Source organism: Streptomyces triticisoli (assembly GCF_003270085.1).
Classification (GTDB): domain Bacteria; phylum Actinomycetota; class Actinomycetes; order Streptomycetales; family Streptomycetaceae; genus Streptomyces; species Streptomyces triticisoli.
This window is the reverse complement of the sequence record NZ_QFDQ01000027.1, coordinates 1-17,632: the sequence shown is the minus strand read 5'-3', so window position 1 is coordinate 17,632 and position 17,632 is coordinate 1. Positions and strand designations below refer to the sequence as shown.

Sequence of the window (17,632 nt, the reverse complement as noted above, 5' to 3'; positions counted from 1 at the left end):
CCACTCCTGTTGCCGAGGCGGCAAAAGTACGGGGACGCGGTGATCCGCCGGGGGCGCCGGCCCCCGGCGGATCACCGGTTCACGCGAGGGTCACCCGAAGGTCTCCCTCAGCCCACCGGACGGCTCACGACAGCGGCGGGTAGGCGTTCCTCATCAGCTCCTGGAACTGGGCGGAGAACCAGTGCCCGGACACCGGAGCGTTCGGCAGCGCGCCCGACATGCTGTTGCCGTTGCGGGCGTTGCCCCCGTACGTCGGGTCGCACATCCGGTCGAAGCCCTTGCCCTCGTCGTTCGGGATCTCCGAGCTGGAACCGTCGGACTCCCCCGGAGGCTTCATCCACACGTAGGCGTCGATTCCGGCGGCCGGGTTGGCCTTCGGGCGCTCGCCGAGACCGGCTCCCGCCTGGTTGCACCAGTTGCCCGGGTTGATGCGCCGGTCGTAGCGCCCGCCGTCGACGTACGCGTCCACGCTGGTCTGGGGACCCGGACCGGCCGGGCGCGCCGATCCGCCCCAGCCGTTCCTGGAGGTGTCGATCAGCATGCCGATGTTCTGGTTGAAGCCGACCGAGACGAGTTTCTGGCGGAAGGCCTGCGCGAACGACAGCTCGTCGGTGTACTGGTTCCAGTCCACCCACTTGGACTGGCGCACCGAGACGCCGTTCACCTGGTCGCTGATCGAGAAGTTGTCCTCCTTCAGCGCGCTGTAGTTGGCGGTGTTGGTGATGAAGCCGGCCACGTCGTCGACGGACGCGCCCTCACTGGTGGCCGCCTGCTTGAAGACGTCGGCCGACGGGCCGAAGTTGTCGTCCCAGCCGATCCAGCCGTGGTGCCCGGCGTCGATGTAGTTGTAGACGTTCGGGATCTTGCCCAGCTTGGCGAGCGCGTAGCCGACGCCCTTGACGTAGTTGCCGTTGGCCTTCATCGTGTCGCACTGCGGTGTGGCGGTGGCGCGGCTGCCGGCGTTGGTGACCAGGTTGGGCAGCGAGTCGATCTCGATCGTGGTGACGATCCGCAGCGAGGCGTACTTGGGGTCGCTCATGATCGCCGCGATCGGGTCGATGAACTGGGTCTTGTACTTGTCGATCTCCGTGGGGCCGAGCTCGCCGTTGGAGGCGAGGGCCGCGCAGTCGCGTCCGGGCAGGTCGTAGATGACGACCTGGATGACCTGTTCGCCGCTGCCCTTCTGCCTCAGGGCCTCGTCGAGGTGGGCACGCAGGCCCATGCCGCCGTTGACGCCGTTGATCGCGGCGATGCGGTCCATCCAGACGCCGGTGGGCTGGTTGGAGACCCGGCTGCCGCCCGGCTCGGCGGCGGCCTTCGCGGACCACTCGGGGTTCACGTAGACCTTGGCGCCGGCGTACGGGTTGTCGACGCGGGTTCCGTCGCCGGGGCCGGGTTCACCGGGCCCGGAGTCACCGCCGCCGTCGTCGACGTTGCAGGCGACGCCGTCGAGGGTGAAGGTGGCCGGGATCGCGTTGGAGCCGCTGTAGGTGCCCTGGAAGCCGAAGTTGACCGAACCGCCCGTGGGAAGGCTGCCGTTGTAGCTCTCGTTGGTCGCGGTGACGTGGGCACCGCTCTGGGTGATCTTCGCGTTCCAGCCGCTGGTGACCCTCTGGTTGCCGGCGTAGGACCACTTCAGCGACCAACTGGACTTGGCGGCACCGTTGTTCTTGATGGTGACGTCGGCGGTGAAGCCGGAGCCCCAGTCGTTGGTCTTGTAGTCGACGGTGCAGGGCACGGCGGTGGCGCCGGCGCTCGCGGGTCCGGCGCTGAGTGCCGTTCCCGTGACCCCGGCCACCAGGGCCATGGCGGAGAATATCGCTGTTCTGGTACGGCTCATGAGTGCGGATTGCTCCTTCTTCTGAACGGGACTCTTTCTGAAGGGACTTACTGGGAAAGGGCGCGCAGATGGTCGCGCAGCCCGACGCCGAACGCCGTGGGCGTACCGTCGTAGGCGGAGATCAGGGACGGCCCGGAGGAGCAGTCCCAGGTGTTCCAGGTCCAGCCGAGGTAGGACAGACCGCGGTCGTCGAACCACTTCATGACCTGGTCGATGAACCCGTGCGAGCAGGTGTTCTCGCCGATCTCCCCGGCCACCAGCGGCACCTGGGCCGCGACCGGGGCGAGGGTGGAGTTCCAGCAGCTCGTGCTGGAACAGGTGTTGAAGTTGTAGACGTGGTAGGAGGCGGCGAGATTGCCGGCCGGGTCGTGGGGCTTGTACGTCAGCCACTGGCCGAGGTCGTTGGAGTACGCGAGCCCGCCGGCCAGGATGACGTTCTCGGCGCCGGTCGCGCGGACGGCGTCGACGAACTTGTTGCCCGAGACGCTCAGGGCGGGTGCCGTGCCGTCACCGGTCGGCGGCGGATCGGTCGGCGGCGGGTCCGTCGGAGGTGTGGACGGATCCGCGTCGGCATTGCACGTGGTGCCGTTGAGCCTGAACGCCGTCGGCAGGGGGCGGCAACTACTCGTCGGGGAGTGTGCACGAGGTCGGTTTAGCTCGATCGTGTGATGGTCGGCTTCCGGGCTTGCGGTGTGCTGGGCCGGTCGGGGTAGCGTTGCCGTGCGATCTGGGACGCCGGGTGCGGTGCCAGCGTGCGGGGCCCCTGCTCCACCAGAGAGATGGTTCAGGGCCTCCCCGTCGCCTCTGGCCGTACCCACAGGCCAGGTCGTAAGGGACTCCGCCCGCCCGGCCCGGACCACGGACACGATCCGTGTCGCCGCCCGGGATGCGGCGGCGTCCATCAGCGACCTCCGGTCGCGGGGGACGACCAGTGCGCCCAACTACCGTTCGGGGCGTGCGGCTGACCAGGCTCGCTCCTGCTCAGTCCATAGGAACGGTTGCTCCCCGACCAGGAGGCGAGGAACCCGGCGCTGACGCTCGCTCCGGTGCCGAGCGAACCGTTCCAGCTCTCGTTGGCGGCGGTCACCGTCGTACCGGACTGGGACCACTCGGCGTTCCAGCCCCGGGTGACCTCCTGACCTCCGGGGAGGTCGAAGGTCAGGCTCCAACTGCTCAGGGGAGCCTGGTTGTTGATCACTTTCACGTCGCCCTGGAAGCCGGCACCCCACTGGTTGGTGACCGTGTACTCCACCGTGCACGCGGGTGCGGCTCCGTGCGCCGTGACCGCCGGCACGACCACACTCCCGAGGAGCGCGACCGCACCGGCGACGGCTAAAAGCACTGAACGCGGGGGGTGTCGCATGAGCGAGTCCTTGCAGCTCGGGCGTGCCGTGACAGGCTCGCCGACTGATGGAATCGCTCCCACTGGTGCGAGTGAAGGTAGCGGCAAGCGGCGGCAAAGGACAGAGGGGGTGCGGACTTTCATCAAACTTCCTCAACTCAACAGTCGAGAAAGCGGGTTGATGAGAGTCGAATCTTTTCGACTCTTCAAGGACCTTGACCCCCTCGACTCCCGTACGCACTATGGGAGCGCTCCCACTGGTTCATGGCTTGTTCGCTCCTCCCCCACCTCTTCCGAGCCGCAAGGAGGAACCAGCACATGCATCCCCGACGCAGACGCCGTGTGCAACGGCGTTTGTGGACCGCCGTCGTGGCGGCCCTCGCGCTTCCCTTCGCCATGCTGTCCACAGGTGCGACCACCGCGCACGCGGCGCCCCTCCAGTGCAGCGTGGACTACAAGACCAACGACTGGGGCTCCGGCTTCACCGCCGACCTCACGATCACCAACCGCGGCACGGACGCCATCAACGGCTGGACGCTGACGTACGCCTACTCGGGCAACCAGAAGCTCTCCAACGGCTGGAACGGCGACTGGTCGCAGTCCGGTCAGGCGATCACGGTGAAGAACGCCCCCTACAACGGGACGATCACCGCCGGAGCCGCGGTGAGCACCGGTGCCCAGTTCAGCTACAGCGGCACCAACGCGGCCCCGACGAGCTTCGCGGTCAACGGCACCACCTGCGCCGGCGCGCACCAGCCGCCGGTGACCGTGCTGACCAGCCCGGCACCGGGCGCGGTCTACACACAGGGCGACGCGGTGCCGCTCGCGGCGACCGCGGCGGCAGCCGACAACGCGACCATCACCAAGGTCGAGTTCTACGACGACACGACGCTGCTGGGCACGGACACGAGCGCGCCGTACACGTTCTCGGCCTCCGGCTTGACCGTGGGCAGTCATTCCCTGGTGGCGAAGGCGTACGACAGCCTGGGCGCCTCCGCGGACTCCACGCCGGTCGGCATCACCGTCGCCTCGGGTCCCGCCGTGGTCGCCTCCCCGGCCCAACTGGGCATCCAGCAGGGCAAGTCGGGCACCTTCGACGTGAAGCTGTCGACCCAGCCCAGCGCCAACGTGACGGTGAGCACCGCCCGCACCTCCGGCAACACCGGCCTGTCGGTGACCGGTGGCTCCTCGCTCACCTTCACCCCGTCCAACTGGAACACCGCGCAGAAGGTGACCATCACCGCGGACTCCTCCGGCACCGGTTCGGCCGTCTTCACCGCCTCCGCGACCGGCCACGCCAAGGCCACGGTCACCGTGACCGAGCTGGCGGCCTCGAAGGCGTACGACGCCCGCTTCCTGGACCTCTACGGGAAGATCACCAACCCGGCGAACGGCTACTTCTCCCCCGAGGGCATCCCCTACCACTCGGTGGAGACGCTGATCGTGGAGGCGCCCGACCACGGTCACGAGACCACGTCGGAGGCCTACAGCTACCTGCTCTGGCTGCAGGCCATGTACGGCAAGGTGACGGGCGACTGGTCCAAGTTCAACGGCGCCTGGTCGATCATGGAGAAGTACATGATCCCCACCCACGCCGACCAGTCGACCAACTCCTTCTACACCGCCTCCAAGCCGGCCACGTACGCGCCCGAGCTGGACACTCCCGACGAGTACCCGGCCAGGCTCGACACCGGGGTGTCGGTGGGTCCGGACCCGATCGCGGGTGAGCTGAAGTCCGCGTACGGCACGGACGACATCTACGGCATGCACTGGATCGAGGACGTCGACAACGTCTACGGCTACGGCAACACGCCCGGCGGCCAGTGCGAGGCCGGTCCCACGGCCAAGGGACCGTCGTACATCAACACCTTCCAGCGCGGCCCGCAGGAGTCGGTCTGGGAGACGGTGCCGCAGCCGACCTGCGACGCCTTCAAGTACGGCGGCACCAACGGCTACCTGGACCTGTTCACCCGGGACGACTCCTACGCCAAGCAGTGGAAGTTCACCAACGCCCCGGACGCCGACGCGCGTGCCGTGCAGGCCGCGTACTGGGCCGATGTGTGGGCCAAGGCGCAGGGCAAGGGCGCCGACGTGTCGGCCACCGTCGCCAAGGCGGCGAAGATGGGCGACTACCTGCGCTACGCGATGTTCGACAAGTACTTCAAGAAGATCGGCAACTGTGTCGGGGCCTCCTCCTGCCCGGCTGGCACCGGCAAGGACGCCTCGCACTACCTGCTTTCCTGGTACTACGCCTGGGGCGGTGCGACGGACTCCTCGGCGGGCTGGGCCTGGCGCATCGGCTCCAGCCACGCCCACGGCGGCTACCAGAACCCCCTGGCCGCGTACGCGCTGAGCAGCTACGCCGACCTGAAGCCCAAGTCGGCGACGGGCGCGGCCGACTGGAGCAAGTCGCTCCAGCGCCAGCTGGAGTTCTACCGGTGGCTGCAGTCCTCCGAGGGCGCCATCGCGGGCGGCGCGACCAACAGCTGGCAGGGCCGGTACGCCACCCCGCCGGCCGGCACGCCGACCTTCTACGGCATGTACTACGACTGGCAGCCGGTCTACCACGACCCGCCGTCCAACCAGTGGTTCGGCTTCCAGGCCTGGTCGATGGAGCGGGTCGCCGAGTACTACCAGCAGACGGGGAACGCCACCGCGAAGGCAGTGCTCGACAAGTGGGTCGGGTGGGCGCTGTCCAAGACCACCGTCAACCCCGACGGCACCTTCCGGATCCCCTCCACCCTCCAGTGGTCGGGCCAGCCCGACACCTGGAACGCCTCCTCCCCCGGTGCCAACAACAACCTGCACGTCACCGTCGCCGACTACACCGACGACGTCGGCGTGGCCGCCGCGTACGCCAAGACCCTGACGTACTACGCCGCCAGGTCCGGTGACGCCCAGGCCAAGTCGACGGCGAAGGCGCTGCTGGACGGCATGTGGAACAACAACCAGGACAGCCTGGGCATCGCCGTCCCGGAGACCCGCACCGACTACAGCCGCTTCGGCGACAAGGTGTACGTGCCCAGCGGCTGGACCGGCACCATGCCGAACGGCGACAGGATCGACTCCTCGTCGACGTTCTCCTCGATCCGGTCCTTCTACAAGAACGACCCGGCCTGGTCGAAGGTCGAGTCCTACCTCAAGGGCGGCGCGGCCCCCAGTTTCACGTACCACCGCTTCTGGGCCCAGGCCGACATCGCCCTCGCCATGGGTTCGTACGCGGAGCTCCTCGAATAGTCCCCGCCGAACGCTCCGTGTGCACGGTCCCGTCATCGGGCGACGGGGCCCCCGACCGGGCGGTTCCCCACACGGGGGGCCGCCCGGTCGTCACGTACCTCCTCCTTCCGTCTCCTCCGAGAGGAGCCCCACCGTGCGAAGAACCCCCCGCAAGGGCCGCGTTCTCACGGCCGTGCTCGCGCTCGCCGCCGGACTGCTCGCCGGCGCCCCGTCCGCGCTGGCCACGCCCGCACCGGCCGCGCCCGCCGCACCGGTCACGATCGCGGCGGACACGTACTCCTGGAAGAACGCCCGGATCGACGGGGGCGGCTTCGTCCCCGGCATCGTCTTCAACCGCAGCGAGAAGAACCTGGCCTACGCCCGCACCGACATCGGCGGCGCCTACCGGTGGCAGCAGTCGACGAAGACCTGGACCCCGCTGCTGGACTCGGTCGGCTGGGACGACTGGGGGCACACCGGTGTCGTCTCCCTCGCCTCCGACTCCGTCGCCCCGAACAAGGTGTACGCGGCCGTCGGCACGTACACCAACAGCTGGGACCCGGGCAACGGCGCCGTCATGAGGTCCACCGACCGCGGCGCCACCTGGCAGAAGACCGACCTGCCGTTCAAGCTGGGCGGCAACATGCCCGGACGCGGGATGGGCGAGCGTCTGGCCGTCGACCCGAACCGGAACAGCGTCCTGTACCTGGGCGCGCCCAGCGGCAAGGGCCTGTGGCGGTCGACGGACTCGGGGGTGACCTGGTCGCGGGTGACGAGTTTCCCGAACGCCGGCAACTACGTGCAGGACCCGGGCGACACCTCCGGCTACGCCAGTGACAACCAGGGCGTCGTCTGGGTCACCTTCGACGAGTCCACGGGTACGTCCGGCAACGCCACGAGGACCATCTACGTCGGGGTCGCCGACAAGGACAACGCGGTGTACCGCTCGACGGACGCGGGCGCGACCTGGCAGCGGCTGTCCGGTCAGCCGACCGGGTACCTGGCCCACAAGGGCGTGCTGGACGCCAAGAACGGCTACCTGTACCTCGCCTACAGCGACAAGGGCGGACCGTACGACGGCGGCAAGGGCCGGCTGTGGCGGTACGCGACCGCGACCGGCACCTGGACCGACATCAGCCCGGTCGCGGAGGCCGACACCTACTACGGCTTCAGCGGCCTGACCGTCGACCGGCAGAAACCGGGCACGGTGATGGCCACCGCCTACAGCTCCTGGTGGCCGGACACCCAGATCTTCCGCTCCAGGGACAGCGGCGCGACCTGGACGCAGGCCTGGGACTACTCCTCGTACCCGAACCGCTCCAACCGCTACACGATGGACGTGTCGTCCACGCCGTGGCTGACCTTCGGCGCGAACCCCTCACCGCCCGAACAGACCCCGAAGCTGGGCTGGATGACGGAGGCACTGGAGATCGACCCGTTCGACTCCGACCGGATGATGTACGGCACGGGCGCGACGATCTACGGCACCGAGAACCTCACCAGGTGGGACGGCGGCGGCCAGTTCACCGTGAAACCGATGGTGCAGGGCCTGGAGGAGACCGCGGTGAACGACCTCGCCTCCCCGCCCTCCGGGGCCCCGCTGCTCAGCGCCCTGGGGGACATCGGCGGCTTCCGGCACACGGATCTGACGAAGGTCCCGTCGATGTTGTTCACCTCCCCCAACTTCACCACGACCACCAGCCTGGACTTCGCCGAGTCGAACCCGAACACGGTGGTCCGGGTGGGCGACCTGGACTCGGGTCCGCACATCGCCTTCTCGACCGACAACGGCGCCAACTGGTTCGCCGGCACCGACCCCTCGGGGGTGAGCGGCGGCGGCACGGTCGCGGCCGGGGCGGACGGCAGCCGGTTCGTGTGGAGCCCGGCGGGGACGGGCGTGCGGTACACGACGGGGTTCGGCTCGTCCTGGTCGGCGTCGGCCGGGATTCCGGCGGGCGCGATCGTGGAGTCCGACCGGGTGGACCCGAAGACCTTCTACGGCTTCAAGTCGGGTAAGTTCTACGTCAGTTCGGACGGCGGCGCGACCTTCACCGCGTCGTCGGCCGCCGGTCTGCCGAGCGGTGACAGCGTGCGCTTCAAGGCGCTGCCGGGCGGCAAGGGCGACATCTGGCTGGCGGGCGGCGCGAGCGACGGCGCGTACGGGCTGTGGCACTCCACCAACGGCGGCGCGAGCTTCACCAAGCTGACGAACGTGGAGCAGGCCGACACCATCGGCTTCGGCAAGGCGGCGAGCGGCGCCTCGTACCAGACGCTCTACACGAGCGCGAAGATCGGCGGGGTGCGGGGCATCTTCCGCTCGACCGACAGGGGCGCGAGCTGGACCCGCATCAACGACGACGCCCATCAGTGGGGTTGGACGGGCGCGGCCATCACGGGCGACCCGCGGGTCTACGGCCGGGTGTACGTGGCGACCAACGGGCGGGGCGTGATCTACGGCGACACCTCCGACCCGAGCGGCGGAGGCGGGGACACCGGCGGCGGGGACACGGGCGGTGGAGGCACGGGCGCCTGCGCGGTGACGTACAAGGTCACCAACCAGTGGGGCGACGGCTTCCAGGCCGAGGTGCAGCTGACCAACACCGGCTCCACGGCCTGGAACGGCTGGTCGCTCACCTGGTCCTTCCCCGACGGGCAGAGGATCGGCCAGCTGTGGAACGCCGAGTACACCCAGTCGGGCGCCGCGGTGACGGCGAAGAACACCGGCTGGAACGCCGACGTGGCCGCGGGCTCGTCGGTGGGCTTCGGCTTTACGGGCAACTGGTCGGGGACGAACGGCACACCGGCGGCCTTCAAGGCCGGTGACCAGTCCTGCACGGTCGGCTGAACCAGGGAGGGGCGTGATGCCAAGGTCCTTGGCATCACGCCCCTCGCCCGTTCGCCCGTTCGTCCGTTCGTCCGGCTACGGCGTGTGGACCGTGGGCCGCGGCGGCGTGGCCATCCCGGAGCTGATGAAGAAGCTCGGGTGCGGGGGCTGGTTGTAGGCGGTGTTCTGCCAGGCCAGGGCCGTGCGGTACTGGGTGTCGTGGAGCAGTGTGGTGATCCTCGTGGTCGTCTCGTACGGGGTGGAGTAGATCCGCAGGGCCGTGTTGTTGCCGGTCGGCCAGACGACCTCCTCCCGCCAGTCGCCGAGGATGTCCCCGGACAGGGACGGCGTCGACTTGGTGCCGTTGTTGGCGTGGACTCCGGAGGCCGTCAGCAGGCGGGTGTCGCCCGAGGTGCCGTACTTGTCGATGCGGGTGCCGTCGAGGAGTTCACGGACGGGGTCGCCGTCCCACCAGGCCAGGAAGTTGGTGCTGGAGGGCTTGCGGCTCGCGACCACCGTGCCCTTGGGGTTGCGGATGCCGCTCTCGGCCGACGACCAGGACTCGGCGCCCGGACTGCCGGCCCAGATGTCGCCGGAGACGCCGCGGCCGTTGTCGCCGTTGGCGGGGGTGGACCAGAGGATCTGGCCGGTGCGGGCGTCGGCCATCCAGGACGAGGGCTTGGAGCCGTCCTCGTCGACCTTGAACTCCTCCAGGCCGGGGCGGGACGGATCCAGGTCACCGACGTGCATCGCGTCGCCGTGGCCGTTCCTCGTCGTCCACAGGGCGTTGCCGTTGTCGTCGACGGCCATCGCGCCGTACACGATCTCGTCCCTGCCGTCGCCGTCGACGTCGGCGACCGACAGTTGGTGGTTGCCCTGGCCGTCGTAGCCCTTGCCGCTGTTGGTGGAGGAGTTGGTGTCGAAGGTCCAGCGGCGGGTGAACCTCCCGTCCCGCCAGTCCCAGGCCGCGATCACCGTGCGCGTGTAGTAGCCGCGGGCCTCGATCAGGGACGGGCGGGAGCCGTCCAGGTACGCCGTGCCGGCCAGGAAGCGGTCGACGCGGTTGCCGTAGGAGTCGCCCCAGGAGGAGACCGTGCCGCGGGCGGGGACGTAGTCGACGCTCTGCATCGCCCTGCCCGTCTGCCCGTTGAACATGGTCAGGTACTCGGGGCCGGCCAGCACGTAGCCGCTGGAGTTGCGGTGGTCGGCGGAGGAGCTGCCGATGACCGCGCCGGTGCCGTCCCTGGTGCCGTCGGCGGTCTTCATGGCGACCTCGGCCCTGCCGTCGCCGTCGTAGTCGTACACCTGGAACTGGGTGTAGTGGGCGCCGGAGCGGATGTTGCGGCCCAGGTCGACGCGCCACAGGCGGGTGCCGTCCAGCCTGATGCCGTCGACGATGGTGTTCCCGGTGTAGCCGGACTGGGAGTTGTCCTTGGCGTTGGTCGGCTGCCACTTGAGGACGAAGTCCAGCTGTCCGTCGCCGTCGAGGTCGCCGACGGAGGCGTCGTTGGCCTCGTAGGTGTACGACACCCCGTCGGGGGTGGTGCCGCCGGCGGGTGGGCTGATCGGCACGTCCTTGTATCCGGCGCGGAGTTGGACCGCGTGCTCGGAGTCGCCCTGCTCGGTGCCGTTCACGATCGCGCGGACCGTGTAGTCGGCGGAGTCGGGGGCGCCGGCATGGAAGTAGTTCGTGGAGCCGGTGACCGGCGCGGAGTTGACCTTCGTGCCGGCGCGGTAGACGTTGAAGGAGACGGTGTCCGGGTCGGTGCCGAGCCAGCGCCAGCTGATCAGGTTGCCGCTGTCGGTGTGGACGCTGACCAGACCCCGGTTCAGCTTCTCCACCTGCCGGGAGGTGGCGGCCTCGGCGGTGGTCGTGGTCAGGGTGGTCAGCCCGGCACCGGCCAGGGCGGTCGTGGCGGCCACGGCGGCCAGGGCCGCGCGGCGCCGGCGGTGTCCGCGCGGGCTCGGGGTGGGCGCGTGCGGGATGTGCGGGTCCTGCATGAGAGGAACCTCCTGGGGGAGGGACGGATTCACCTCTCAGTTGCCGCCGTGCGCACGGGAGTTGCCGTCGTGGGGGGAAAGGATCCGGTCGTCGGGCGGTCGGCGGAAGGCCCGCAGGGTGAAGACCGGGTCCGGGCGGGGGCGGTCCTGGTCGGGCAGGGCCGCCAGCCGGGCCGCGAACTCCTCGCTGAGCGGCTCGCCGGGCGGCAGCGTCATGAACCAGCCGCGCCGCAGGTCGGCGATGGTGCGGCGGGGGCTGCGGCCCTGGCCCCGGCCGGGGAAGCGGTCCCGGCCGGCCGGGAGCAGGCCGTGCTCGGCGGCGTACCGGGCGACCAGGTCCTCGGCGTCCCGGGCGGGGGTGCGGCGCGGCCGGGAGGCGAGGACGGCGTCGATGTCGCTGCCGACGTTGTGCGCGGCGGCCTTGTCGACCGTGGTGACGTACACCCCGCCGGGCCGGAGCACCCGGGCGCACTCGGCGACGGTCGCCCGCGCGCCCTCGTCGCCCGGCGCGAGGTGCAGCAGCCACACGCTGGTGACGGCGTCGAACCGCCCGTCCGGGAAGGGCAGACGGCGGCAGTCGCCCCGTACGACGGCGCCGGGCAGGCGGGCCGCGGCCTGCCGGGCCATCGCGTCCGCCCGGTCGACGCCGGTGACCCGCAGGCCGGCGCGGGCGGCGGCGAGGCGGCGGGTCACGATGCCGGTGCCGCAGCCGACGTCCAGCAACTCCCTCGCCCCGTACGGTATGAGGCCGAGGACGGCCTGGGCCGCGGCGGCCGCCCGGGGCTCGCCGCCGCGCGAGGCGTCGTAGCGCTCGGCTTCCTCCTCGTAGTCCAGCACCCGGTCTCCCCCCCTCCCCCCGTCCCGGTGGCTGCTCAGCTCGCCCCGTGTCCCGGGGCGAGGTCCTGCACCCGGCGGGCGAGTTCGAAGTCCTTCTCGGTGACGGCGCCGCCCGCGCTGTGGGTGTTCACACCGAGCGAGACCGTGTTGTAGCCGAGGGTGAGGTCGGAGTGGTGGTTGAGCTCCTCCTGCACCTGGGCGATGTGCACGATCATCGCCGCCGCCGCGAAGTGCGAGCCGAGCCGGAAGGAGCGGGTGAGGCGGTCCCCGTCGAGGGACCATCCGGGCAGTCCGGCCAGCCGGTCCTCGATCTCCTCGTGCGACAGCGGTGCGACGGCCATGGCTCGTTCCCTTCCTGGGCGTGGCCCGATGGGGCGCGTACCTGTTCAGACTGCCACAGGAGGGCCGCCGCGTCCCTGGTCGGAAGGGGCCATGGGCCGGCCGGCCACGCGTTCGGCGGCGAGGTCGTCCGCCAGGGCGGCGATACGGGCGCGTCCCTCGACCTGTTCCACCCAGGCGTGGGGCAGGCCGTGGTCGCCGTGGCGGGCGCCGAGGATGTTGCCGCAGATGGAGCCGGTGGAGTCGCTGTCGCCCGAGTGGTTGACGGAGAGCAGCAGGGCGTCCTCGACCCGGGGGGCGGCGAGGGCACTGCAGACGCCGATGGCGAGGGCCTCCTCGGCGACCCAGCCGGCGCCGAGCTTCTCCAGCTTCTCGGGGGTCGGGGTTCCCTCGGCGGCCAGGTCGAGGGCCTGCTTCAGGGCGGCGGTGGTCTCCTCGTGTCCGGGGTGGCCGGCGAGCAGGCGCAGGGTGCGCAGGGCCGCGCCCTCGATCGAGTCCCCGGCCAGGATGTACGCGATGATCGCGGCGAGCGCGCCGGCGGCGTAGTAGCCGGTGGGGTGGCCGTGGGTCATCTGGGCGCAGCGGGCGGCCATGCCGAAGGCGGTGGCGGGGTCGGAGCCGGTCAGGCCGAAGGGCGCCGAGCGCATCACGGTGCCGCAGCCCTTGGAGCCGGGGTTGACGGGGCCGGGCGGGCCGAGTTCGGCCGTCGGGTCGGGCACGAAGTCGGCGTGGGTGAGCCCGGACAGGCAGGCGTTTCCGGGGGCGCGGCGGGCGTACAGCCAGCGCTCGGTGATCAGGCCGCCGCGGGGGCCCTCGTAGGAGCCGCCGGAGGGCTGGGCCGGTCGGCTCGCCTCCGGACCCGGCCTGAGCTGGGTCTCCAGCCAGCGCTCGTAGGCCCAGCGCAGCAGGCGGGGCCAGCCGCCGCCGATGCCCTTGAGCCGTTCGCGCTCGTGGGCCTGGCGCAGGCCCTCCACGGTGAACAGGGTCATCTGGGTGTCGTCGGTGATCAGGGCGACCGGGCCGGCCGCGCCGTCCGTACCGTCCGTGCTCGGCAGCAGGCCGGTCACTCCGCGCGGGCCGTGCGTGGCGCGGATCCGGTCCAGGGAGCTGAACTCGACCGGATAGCCCAGCGCGTCTCCGACGGCGCCGCCCAGCAGGCAGCCGCGCACTCTGGCGCGGTACACCGCCGTCGCTTCCCAGGACTGCTTCCACGGCTCGGTCATCTACGGCCCCTCCTCGACTGCGGTCGTGCGCACGGCCATTGTCCCGTCCGGCTCCACCGCGTCCACCGCCGCCCCCGCCGGCCAGGTGACGGAGCCGGCGATCGAGGCGTTTCCGCCCTCGGACCCGACGACGGTGAAGTACCTTCATCCGAGGGCGACTTGAGGAGAGGCGGCGTGGCGTGAGTGAGCGGCGGCCCGCGCCCACCGTGGGCCAGGTGGTGCTCGGCAGACGACTGCAGGAGTTACGGGAGGCGGCCGGACAGGGACGCGAGGAGGCCGCGCGGGTGCTGCGGGTGGCGCCCGCGACCGTCCGGCGGATGGAGATGGCCGAGGTCGCGCTGAAGATCCCGTACGTGCAGATGCTGCTGACCGCGTACGGGGTGGGCGCCGAGGAGGCGGCCGGCTTCGTGAAGCTGGCCGAGGAGGCCAACCGGCCGGGCTGGTGGCAGCGGTACCACGACGTGCTGCCGGAGTGGTTCAGCCTGTACGTGAGCCTGGAGGGGGCGGCCCGGCTGATCCGCTCCTACGAACCGCACTTCGTGCCCGGACTGCTGCAGACGGAGGACTACGCGCGTGCGGTGCTTCAGGCCGGGACGGTCGGGCAGCGGGGGCCGGAGACGGTCGAGCGGCACGTGGCGCTGCGCATGGCCCGGCAGCGGCTGCTGGAGCGGGCGGACCCGCCGCACCTGTGGGTGATCGTCGACGAGACGGTGCTGCGGCGGCCGGTGAGCGTCCGGGGCGAGGTGATGCGCGAGCAGCTGGACAAGCTGCTGGAGTACGCCGAGCGGGACCGGGTGACGGTGCAGGTCGCCGAGTTCGCGGACGGCCCGCATCCGGGGACGTACGCGCCGTTCTCGCTGTTCCGCTTCGCCGAGCCGGAGCTGCCCGACCTGGTCTACACGGAGTATCTGAGCGGCGCCCTGTACCTGGACTCGCGCACGGAGGTCTCCCTGCACCTGGAGGTCCTGGACCACATGACGGCGCGCGCGGCGTCGGCCGAGCGCACCCGGAAGCTGTTGCGGGAGTGCCGGGAGAGGTTCTGAAACCGTCCTTGTCCCTCGTGTTTCCCAACACCCCGACCACTCGTGTTTTTCCACGCCCCGAACGAGGAGAGAACGACGCATGACCGGATCCGACACCGCGCCCACCCGCATCGACACCAGCAGGCCGCACCCCGCCCGGGTGTACGACTGGTGGCTGGGCGGCAAGGACAACTACCCGGTGGACGAGGAGCTGGCCCGCAGGATCCTGGCCGCGGACGGCACCGCGGTGCGCGGGGCGCGGGCCAACCGCCGTTTCATGCACCGCGCGGTGCATGCGGCCGCGGGATCCGGGATACGCCAGTTCCTGGACATCGGCACGGGCATCCCCACCGAGCCCAATCTGCACCAGGTGGCCCAGGGGGCCGCCCCCGAGTCGAAAGTGGTGTACGCCGACAACGACCCGATCGTGCTGCGGCACGCCGAGGCGCTGCTGCACGGCTCGGAGCAGGGCCGTACCGACTACGTCCACGCCGATGTGCGTGATCCCGGGACGATCCTGCGCCTGGCGGGCGAGTCGCTGGACCTCGACCGGCCGGTGGCGCTGTCCCTGGTGGCGCTCACCCACTACCTCTCGGAGGACACGGACGACGTGTACGGCCTCCTGGAGCGCTACGTCTCCGCCCTCGCCCCGGGCAGCCTGGTGATCCTGTCCCAGGTCACCCAGGACATCAGCCCCGACGGCGTGGCCAGGGCGGCGGAGCTCTTCCGCCGCGGCGGCACCCCCTTCCACCCCCGTACCCACGCCGAGTTCTCCCGCTTCTTCACCGGCCTCGACCTTCTCGACCCGGGCGTGGTCCCGGTCCTGACCTGGCGTCCGGCCCCGGAGGACACCGAGGCCCTCGCCGAGGGCGCGGTCCCGGTGTACGCGGGCGTGGCCCGCAAGCCCTGACGGAAGGACCGGCCGGGCGTGACCCGTCCGGCGTCGGGCGGCCCGCACGCGCTGGTCCGCTCCGCACGCCGGACGCTGTCAGGCCGCTCCGTCCTTGGTGTCCCGGTCGTCGTCGACGATCTCCGCGTCCACCACGCCCTCCTCGTCCTGGGGGGCGGTGCGGTGTTCGGTGGATTCCGAGGTCGTCTGCTGGGCCTGGGCGTACATGGCCTGGCCCATCTTCTGGCTGACGGAGCCCAGCTTGTCGATGGCGGTGCGCAGGGCGGGGGTGTCGGCGTTGTCCTTGAGGAGGGTCTTGACCTCGGTGGCGGCCGTCTCGACCTCGGACCTGGTGTCGGCCGGGATGCGGTCGCCGTTCTCCCGGAGGAAGTTCTCGGTCTGGTAGACGAGCTGCTCGGCCTGGTTGCGGGTCTCGGCGGCCTCCCGGCGCTTGCGGTCCTCCTCGGCGTACTGCTCGGCGTCCCGCATCATGCGGTCGATGTCGTCCTTGGGCAGCGCCGAGCCGCCGGTCACGGTCATCTTCTGCTCGCGGCCGGTCGCGAGGTCCTTCGCGGAGACGTGCATGATCCCGTTGGCGTCGATGTCGAAGGCGACCTCGATCTGCGGCACCCCGCGCGGGGCGGGCGGCAGTCCGGTGAGGTCGAAGACGCCGAGCTTCTTGTTGTACGCGGCGATCTCGCGCTCGCCCTGGTAGACCTGGATGCCGACCGAGGGCTGGTTGTCGGTGGCCGTGGTGAAGATCTCCGAACGCCGGGTCGGGATCGTGGTGTTGCGCTCGATCAGCTTGGTCATGATGCCGCCCTTGGTCTCGATGCCCAGGGACAGCGGGGTGACGTCGAGGAGGAGGACGTCCTTGACGTCGCCGCGGAGCACGCCCGCCTGGAGGGCGGCGCCCACGGCCACCACCTCGTCGGGGTTGACGCCCTTGTGCGGATCCTTGCCGGTGAGGTTCCGCACCAGGTCGGTCACCGCCGGCATCCGGGTGGAGCCGCCGACGAGGATCACGTGGTCGATGGCCGACAGCTGGATGCCCGCGTCCTTGACCGACTGGTGGAAGGGCTTCTTGCAGCGGTCCAGCAGATCGGCGGTGAGCTCCTGGAACTGGGCGCGGGTGAGCTTCTCGTCCAGGTGCAGCGGGCCCTCGGCGGACGCGGTGATGTAGGGCAGGTTGATGGTCGTCTCGGTGGACGACGACAGTTCGATCTTGGCCTTCTCGGCGGCCTCGCGCAGCCGCTGCACCGCCATCTTGTCGTTCCCGAGGTCGATGCCGTACTGGCCCTTGAACCGCTTGACCAGGTACTCGACGACCCGCTGGTCCCAGTCGTCGCCGCCGAGCTGGGTGTCGCCGTTGGTGGCCTTGACCTCGATGACTCCGTCGCCGATGTCCAGCAGGGACACGTCGAAGGTGCCGCCGCCGAGGTCGAAGACCAGGACCGTCTGCTCCTCGCCCCGGTCCAGGCCGTAGGCGAGCGCGGCGGCCGTCGGCTCGTTGATGATCCTGAGGACCTTCAGGCCGGCGATCTCCCCGGCCTCCTTCGTGGCCTGCCGCATGGTGTCGTCGAAGTACGCCGGTACGGTGATCACCGCGTCCGTGACGTCCTCGCCCAGGTAGGCCTCCGCGTCCCGCTTCAGCTTCTGCAGGACGCGTGCGGAAAGCTCCTGCGCCCGGTAGCGGGTGCCGTCGATGGAGCCCTTGTCGGGGAACCGCCAGTGCGGGTCCCCCATGTGGCGCTTGACGGAGCGGGCGGTGCGGTCCACGTTCGTCACCGCCTGCCGCTTGGCCACCTCTCCGACGAGCACCTCGCCGTTCTTGGCGAACGCCACGACCGACGGCGTGGTCCGCGCGCCCTCCGCGTTGGCGACGACGGTGGGCTCGCCGCCCTCCAGGACGGCCACCACCGAGTTCGTCGTCCCGAGATCGATCCCGACCGCACGTGCCATTTTCGTCCCCTTCCGCGAGGGCCTCCTGCTCTCCAGCAAAAAACTTGAGTGCGCTGTTGTCAATGCCGTGTACCCGGCGGCTGCGGGGGTGAACACGGAAACGCCGGTGCCGCACCCCGGGAGCGGGGTGCGGCACC

General features: G+C 70.6%; 11 protein-coding genes and 1 pseudogene. 4 read left to right on the top strand and 8 right to left on the bottom strand.

The window, feature by feature from the left end:
- Nucleotides 1–124 precede the first annotated feature (124 nt).
- The 3 genes and pseudogenes from DEP02_RS05415 to DEP02_RS05405 all read right to left on the bottom strand — a co-directional run bounded on the left by DEP02_RS05415 (nucleotide 125) and on the right by DEP02_RS05405 (nucleotide 3,134).
- Nucleotides 125–1,840, bottom strand: a complete 1,716-nt coding sequence (locus DEP02_RS05415) for a glycoside hydrolase family 6 protein (RefSeq protein ID WP_112466183.1) — start codon at nucleotides 1,838–1,840, stop codon at nucleotides 125–127.
- Between the two features lie 47 nt (nucleotides 1,841–1,887).
- Nucleotides 1,888–2,307: pseudogene (locus DEP02_RS05410) on the bottom strand (cellulase family glycosylhydrolase); the annotation flags it as partial.
- Nucleotides 2,308–2,741: 434 nt separating this feature from the next.
- Nucleotides 2,742–3,134 (bottom strand): cellulose binding domain-containing protein, encoded by a 393-nt coding sequence (locus DEP02_RS05405; protein WP_438947727.1) that lies wholly within the window; start codon nucleotides 3,132–3,134, stop codon nucleotides 2,742–2,744.
- A 366-nt stretch (nucleotides 3,135–3,500) separates the two neighbouring features.
- Here DEP02_RS05405 and DEP02_RS05400 point away from each other — a divergent pair, with 366 nt between their 5' ends.
- The gene (locus DEP02_RS05400; RefSeq protein WP_112466181.1) at nucleotides 3,501–6,419 is read left to right on the top strand and encodes a glycoside hydrolase family 48 protein; all 2,919 of its coding nucleotides are present in this window, start codon (nucleotides 3,501–3,503) and stop codon (nucleotides 6,417–6,419) included.
- A gap of 133 nt (nucleotides 6,420–6,552) precedes the next feature.
- The gene (locus DEP02_RS05395) at nucleotides 6,553–9,243 is read left to right on the top strand and encodes a cellulose binding domain-containing protein (protein ID WP_112466180.1); all 2,691 of its coding nucleotides are present in this window, start codon (nucleotides 6,553–6,555) and stop codon (nucleotides 9,241–9,243) included.
- Between the two features lie 75 nt (nucleotides 9,244–9,318).
- Here the strand turns inward: DEP02_RS05395 and DEP02_RS05390 are convergent, their stop codons facing one another.
- The 4 genes from DEP02_RS05390 to DEP02_RS05375 are packed head-to-tail and all read right to left on the bottom strand — an operon-like array spanning nucleotide 9,319 to nucleotide 13,622.
- Nucleotides 9,319–11,223, bottom strand: coding sequence for a rhamnogalacturonan lyase (locus tag DEP02_RS05390; RefSeq protein WP_112466179.1), 1,905 nt, complete (start codon nucleotides 11,221–11,223; stop codon nucleotides 9,319–9,321).
- Nucleotides 11,224–11,259: 36 nt separating this feature from the next.
- Nucleotides 11,260–12,060, bottom strand: coding sequence for a class I SAM-dependent methyltransferase (locus DEP02_RS05385; RefSeq protein WP_112466178.1), 801 nt, complete (start codon nucleotides 12,058–12,060; stop codon nucleotides 11,260–11,262).
- A gap of 35 nt (nucleotides 12,061–12,095) precedes the next feature.
- A complete protein-coding gene (locus DEP02_RS05380) occupies nucleotides 12,096–12,401 on the bottom strand; it encodes a 4a-hydroxytetrahydrobiopterin dehydratase (protein ID WP_112466177.1) in 306 nt (101 codons plus the stop codon).
- A gap of 45 nt (nucleotides 12,402–12,446) precedes the next feature.
- Nucleotides 12,447–13,622, bottom strand: coding sequence for an ADP-ribosylglycohydrolase family protein (locus tag DEP02_RS05375; protein ID WP_112466176.1), 1,176 nt, complete (start codon nucleotides 13,620–13,622; stop codon nucleotides 12,447–12,449).
- 179 nt (nucleotides 13,623–13,801) lie between these two features.
- Between DEP02_RS05375 and DEP02_RS05370 the strand changes: the two genes are divergently transcribed.
- Nucleotides 13,802–14,665 (top strand): Sco1979 family transcriptional regulator, encoded by an 864-nt coding sequence (locus tag DEP02_RS05370; protein WP_112466175.1) that lies wholly within the window; start codon nucleotides 13,802–13,804, stop codon nucleotides 14,663–14,665.
- Nucleotides 14,666–14,744: 79 nt separating this feature from the next.
- Nucleotides 14,745–15,554 carry an SAM-dependent methyltransferase gene (locus tag DEP02_RS05365; protein WP_112466174.1) on the top strand — a complete coding sequence of 270 codons (810 nt, stop codon included), beginning with the start codon at nucleotides 14,745–14,747 and terminating at the stop codon, nucleotides 15,552–15,554.
- Nucleotides 15,555–15,632: 78 nt separating this feature from the next.
- Here DEP02_RS05365 and dnaK read toward each other — a convergent pair whose 3' ends face one another.
- On the bottom strand, nucleotides 15,633–17,495 hold the full coding sequence (dnaK, locus tag DEP02_RS05360) for a molecular chaperone DnaK (RefSeq protein ID WP_112466173.1): 1,863 nt from the start codon (nucleotides 17,493–17,495) through the stop codon (nucleotides 15,633–15,635).
- Nucleotides 17,496–17,632 lie beyond the last annotated feature (137 nt).

Excerpts from the sequence above, each read along its gene's own strand:
- DEP02_RS05365 (WP_112466174.1), top strand. The coding sequence starts at position 14,745 with ATGACCGGATCCGACACCGCGCCCACCCGCATCGACACCAGCAGGCCG.
- DEP02_RS05390 (WP_112466179.1), bottom strand. The coding sequence starts at position 11,223 with ATGCAGGACCCGCACATCCCGCACGCGCCCACCCCGAGCCCGCGCGGA.
- DEP02_RS05375 (WP_112466176.1), bottom strand. The coding sequence starts at position 13,622 with ATGACCGAGCCGTGGAAGCAGTCCTGGGAAGCGACGGCGGTGTACCGC.
- DEP02_RS05380 (WP_112466177.1), bottom strand. The coding sequence starts at position 12,401 with ATGGCCGTCGCACCGCTGTCGCACGAGGAGATCGAGGACCGGCTGGCC.
- DEP02_RS05400 (WP_112466181.1), top strand. The coding sequence starts at position 3,501 with ATGCATCCCCGACGCAGACGCCGTGTGCAACGGCGTTTGTGGACCGCC.
- DEP02_RS05415 (WP_112466183.1), bottom strand. The coding sequence starts at position 1,840 with ATGAGCCGTACCAGAACAGCGATATTCTCCGCCATGGCCCTGGTGGCC.
- dnaK (WP_112466173.1), bottom strand. The coding sequence starts at position 17,495 with ATGGCACGTGCGGTCGGGATCGATCTCGGGACGACGAACTCGGTGGTG.